Source organism: Streptomyces sp. NPDC004561 (genome assembly GCF_053602155.1).
Genome location: NZ_JBSGDB010000596.1, coordinates 1 through 4,897, shown reverse-complemented (window position 1 = coordinate 4,897; position 4,897 = coordinate 1). Strand labels below are relative to the sequence as shown.

General features: G+C 74.1%; 1 pseudogene. It reads left to right on the top strand.

The features are described from left to right. Positions 1 to 50: 50 nt before the first annotated feature. Positions 51 to 4,897, top strand: a pseudogene (locus ACWEN3_RS41550) (amino acid adenylation domain-containing protein); the annotation flags it as partial.

Sequence of the window (4,897 nt, the reverse complement as noted above, 5' to 3'; positions counted from 1 at the left end):
CGTGTACGACAACGGGAACACGCGCCTGACGAAGTGGCTCAACGACGGCATCCCGCCCGGGGCTCACCGCCGAACGGTTCGTCGCCGACCCCCACGGCCCGGCGGGCAGCCGCATGTACCGCACCGGCGACCTGGTGCGCAGGCGCGCCGACGGCGAGCTGGAGTACATCGGGCGCGCCGACGAGCAGGTCAAGGTGCGCGGGTTCCGGATCGAGCTCGGCGAGATCGAGGCCGCGCTGGCCGGGCACCCGGAGATCGGCCAGGTGGCCGTCCTCGCCCGCCGGGACCGCGCCGAGGACACGCGGCTCGTCGCCTACCTGGTGCCCGCGAAGGACGGCGCGCCCAGCGCGGAAGAGCTGCGGGCCCGGCTGCGGGAGCGGCTGCCGGAGTACATGGTCCCGGCCGCGTTCGTCACCCTGGACGCGCTGCCGCTGACCGCCAACGGCAAGCTGGACCGTGCCGCGCTGCCGGAGCCCGAGGTGACGGCCGCCCCGGGCGGCCGGAGCGCGCGGACACCGCGGGAGCAGGTCCTCGCCGAGCTGTTCGCCGAGGTGCTGGGCGTGCCCGAAGTCGGCCTGGACGACGGGTTCTTCGACCTGGGCGGCCACTCCCTCCTCGCGACGCGCCTGGTCGCGCGGGTGCGTGCGGTGCTCGGTGTGGAGCTGGAACTGCGGGCCCTGTTCGAGACGCCGACGGTGGCGGGTCTCGCCGCCGGCCTCGGCGAGGCCGGACAGGCGCGCCGGGCGCCGGCCCCGCGGCAGCGCCCGCGGCACACCCCGCTCTCCTTCGCGCAACGGCGGCTGTGGTTCCTGCACCAGCTGGAGGGCGGCGGCCCCGCCTACCACATCCCGCTGGCCTGGAGGCTCACCGGGGACCTCGACCGCGCCGCCCTGCGGGCGGCCCTCGCCGACGTCGTCGCCCGCCACGAGACCCTGCGGACGGTGTTCCCCGAACACGACGGAACCCCGTACCAGCGGGTCCTGGACGCGGCGGAGGCCGCCCCCGGGCTGCCCGTCACCGAAGCCGTCGAGACCGAGCTGCCGGACCTGCTCGGGCAGGCCGTGGCGCGCGGTTTCGACCTCGTCACCGAACTGCCCGCGCGCGCCGAGCTGTTCGCGCTCGGCCCGGACGAGCACGTGCTGCTGATCGTGGTCCACCACATCGCCGGCGACGGCTGGTCCATGGGGCCCCTCGTCGCCGACCTGTCCACGGCGTACGCGGCACGGCTGGCCGGTGCGGAGCCGGAATGGGCGCCGCTGCCGGTGACTTACGCCGACTACACCCTGTGGCAGGAGGAGCTGCTGGGCGAGCGCCAGGACCCCGACAGCCTGTCCGCCCGCCAGACCGCGTACTGGACGGCGACGCTGGCCGGCCTGCCGGAGCAGATCCCGCTGCCCACCGACCGCCCCCGACCCGCCACGACCTCGTACGACGGTCTTCACCTGCCGGTGGAGTTCGACGCGGAACTGCACCAGGGGCTCAGCGCGCTGGCCCGGGAACGCGGCGTCAGCATGTACATGGTGCTCCAGGCGGGGCTCGCCGCCCTCCTGACCCGTATGGGCGCGGGTACCGACATCCCCCTCGGCAGCCTCATCGCTGGCCGCACCGACCAGGCCCTGGACGACCTCGCCGGCTTCTTCGTCAACACCCTCGTCCTGCGCACCGACACCTCCGGCGATCCGACCTTCGCCGAACTGCTCGGCCGGGTGAGGGAACGGGCACTGGGCGCCTACGCCCACCAGGACCTGCCGTTCGAGCACCTGGTGGAGGCACTCAACCCGGCCCGGTCACTGTCCCGCCAGCCGCTGTTCCAGGTCCTGCTCGCGCTGCAGAACATGCCCCGCCGGGACTTCCACCTGCCCGGCGTACGCGCCGACATCCACCTCGTCCACACTCCGACCGCCATGTTCGACCTCGGGTTCCACCTGGTCGAACGCGGCGGGACCGGCACCCCCGCGGGCATCCACGGATACGTCGAGTTCGCCACCGATCTCTTCGACCGGGAAACGGTCGAGACGCTGTTCGCCCGCTGGACGCTGTTGCTGCGCGCGGCGGTCGCCCACCCCGACCGGCCCATCGGCGCGCTCGACATCCTCACCGCCGAGGAACGGCACACCCTGCTGGTCGAACACAACACCACCGCCGTCGAGTTCCCCGCCACCAGCCTGCCGGAGCTGTTCGCGGCCCAGGTCCGGGCCACACCCGACACACCCGCCGTCATCTGCGGTGACACCACCCTGACCTACGCGGAGCTGGACGCCCGCGCCAACCGGCTCGCCCACGCCCTCATCCGGCGCGGCGCGGGCCCCGAGCGGATCGTGGCGCTGCGGCTGCCCCGCTCGGCCGGCTATGTGGTCGCGGTGCTGGCGGTGCTCAAGACCGGCGCCGCGTACCTTCCGATCGACCCGGACTACCCGCCGTCGCGGACCGCGTTCATGCTGGACGACGCGCGCCCGGCGCTGGTCCTGGACGACCCGCGGGACGTCGAGACCGATCCCGGGGACCCCGGCACCGATCCGGCGGTCGCGATCGATCCGCGCCACCCCGCCTACGTCATCTACACCTCCGGTTCCACCGGCCGCCCCAAGGCCGTCGTCATGCCCTCCGGCGCCCTGGTGAACCTCCTCCAGTGGCACCACCGCGCCGTCGGCGGCCGGCCCGGCGCCCGCGTCGCCCAGTTCACGGCGGTCAGCTTCGACGTCTCCGTGCAGGAGATGCTCTCCGCCCTGCTGTTCGGCAAGACCCTGGTGGTCCCTTCCGACGGGCAGCGGCGCAGCGCCGAGCTGCTGGCACAGTGGCTCGACGACCACCAGGTGGAAGAGCTGTACGCGCCGAACCTCGTCCTCGAAGGGCTCGCCGAGGCGGCCGAGGAACAGGGCCGCGACCTGCCGGACCTGCGGGTGATCGCACAGGCCGGCGAGGCGATGCGGCTGGGCAGCCGGCTCCGGCGCCTGCACGCCCGCCGCCCCGGCCGGGCCCTGCACAACCACTACGGCCCGGCCGAGACACACGTCGTCACGGCCTATCCGCTCCCCGCCGACCTCACCGCATGCCCCTTGCCCGTCCCCATCGGCCGCCCGATCGCCAACACCCGGGTGTACGTGCTCGACACCGCGCTGCGGCCCGTGGCCCCCGGTGTCGCGGGCGAGCTGTACCTGGCCGGCGTCCAGCTGGCCCGCGGCTATCTGCGCCGGCCGGGCCTGACGGCGAGCCGGTTCACGGCCGACCCCTACGGACCGGCGGGCTCGCGGATGTACCGCACCGGCGACCTCGTCCGCCGGCGCGCGGACGGCGAGCTGGAGTTCCTGGGCCGCGCGGACCACCAGGTCAAGGTGCGCGGGTTCCGCGTCGAGCCCGGCGAGATCGAGGCACAGCTGGTCGCCCACCCCTCGGTCGCACAGGCCGCGGTGGTGGCACGCGAGGACCGGCTGGTGGCCTACGTGGTGCCCGCCGCCACGGGGGCGGACGGCCTCGGCGAGTACCTGCGGGAACGGCTCCCCGACTACATGGTGCCGTCGGCGATCGTCACGCTGGACGCGCTGCCGCTGACCCCCAACGGAAAGCTGGACCGCGCCTGGCTGCCCGCACCCGGGGGCACCGACCCCGGTGCCCGCGCGCCACGCACCCCGCAGGAGCAGATCCTGTGCGAGCTGTTCGCCGAGGTGCTCGGCGTCCCGCGGGCCGGCGTGGACGACGACTTCTTCGACCTGGGCGGCCACTCGCTGCTGGCCACCCGGCTGGTCTCGCGGATCCGCGTCACCCTCGGCGTCGAGCTGGAGCTGCGCACCCTCTTCGAGACTCCGACGCCCGCCGGGCTCGCCGCCGGCCTGCTCGGCGCCGCCACCGCGCGGACACCGCTGGTCGCGCGCCGCCGCCCGGAGCCCATGCCGCTCTCGTTCGCCCAGCGCCGCCTGTGGTTCCTCCACCAGATGGAAGGACCCGGCGCCACCTACCACATGCCGCTGGCGCTGCGGCTCACCGGTGACCTCGACCGGGGCGCGCTCCGCTCCGCGCTGACGGACGTGGCGGCCCGGCATGAAGTGCTGCGCACGGTGTTCCCGCACCACGACGGAGTGCCCTGCCAGCGGATCCTCGACGCCGCCGAGGCCGGAATCCCCCTGACCGTCACCGGGACCACCGAGGCGGACCTGCCGGAGGTGCTGCGTACCCGAGTGGCCCGCGGCTTCGACCTGGCCACCGAACCGCCGGTCAGGGCCGAGCTCTTCGCACTCGCGCCCGACCAGCACGTGCTGCTGGTCCTGCTGCACCACATCGCCGGTGACGGCTGGTCCCTGGAGCCGCTCTCCCGCGACCTGGCGACCGCCTACACGGCCCGGTGCAAGGGCGAGGCACCCGCATGGCGACCGCTGCCCGTCGGCTACGCCGACTACACGCTGTGGCAGCACGACATCCTCGGTGACGAGACCGACTCCGGCAGCGCCTTCGCCGAGCAAGTCGCCTATTGGGAGCGTAAGTTGGCGGGGCTGCCGGAACAGCTCCGGCTGCCCGCCGACCGCCCGCGCCCGGCCACCGCCTCCCACCGCGGCGATCTGGTCACCTTCGAACTGGACGCCGCACTCCACACCGGGTTGGCGGACCTGGCGCGGCGCTGCGGGGCGAGCCTGTTCATGGTGCTGCAGGCAGCCCTCGCCGCCCTCTACACCCGGCTCGGCGCGGGCACCGACATCGCTGTCGGCAGCCCGGTCGCGGGGCGCACGGACGAGGCTCTGGACGACCTGGTCGGGTTCTTCGTCAACACCCTGGTGCTGCGCACCGACACCTCCGGCGACCCGTCGTTCACCGAACTGGTGGGCCGGGTGCGGGAGTCGGCGCTGGAGGCGTTCGCGCACCAGGACGTGCCGTTCGAGCATCTGGTGGAGGTGGTCAACCCCGCGCG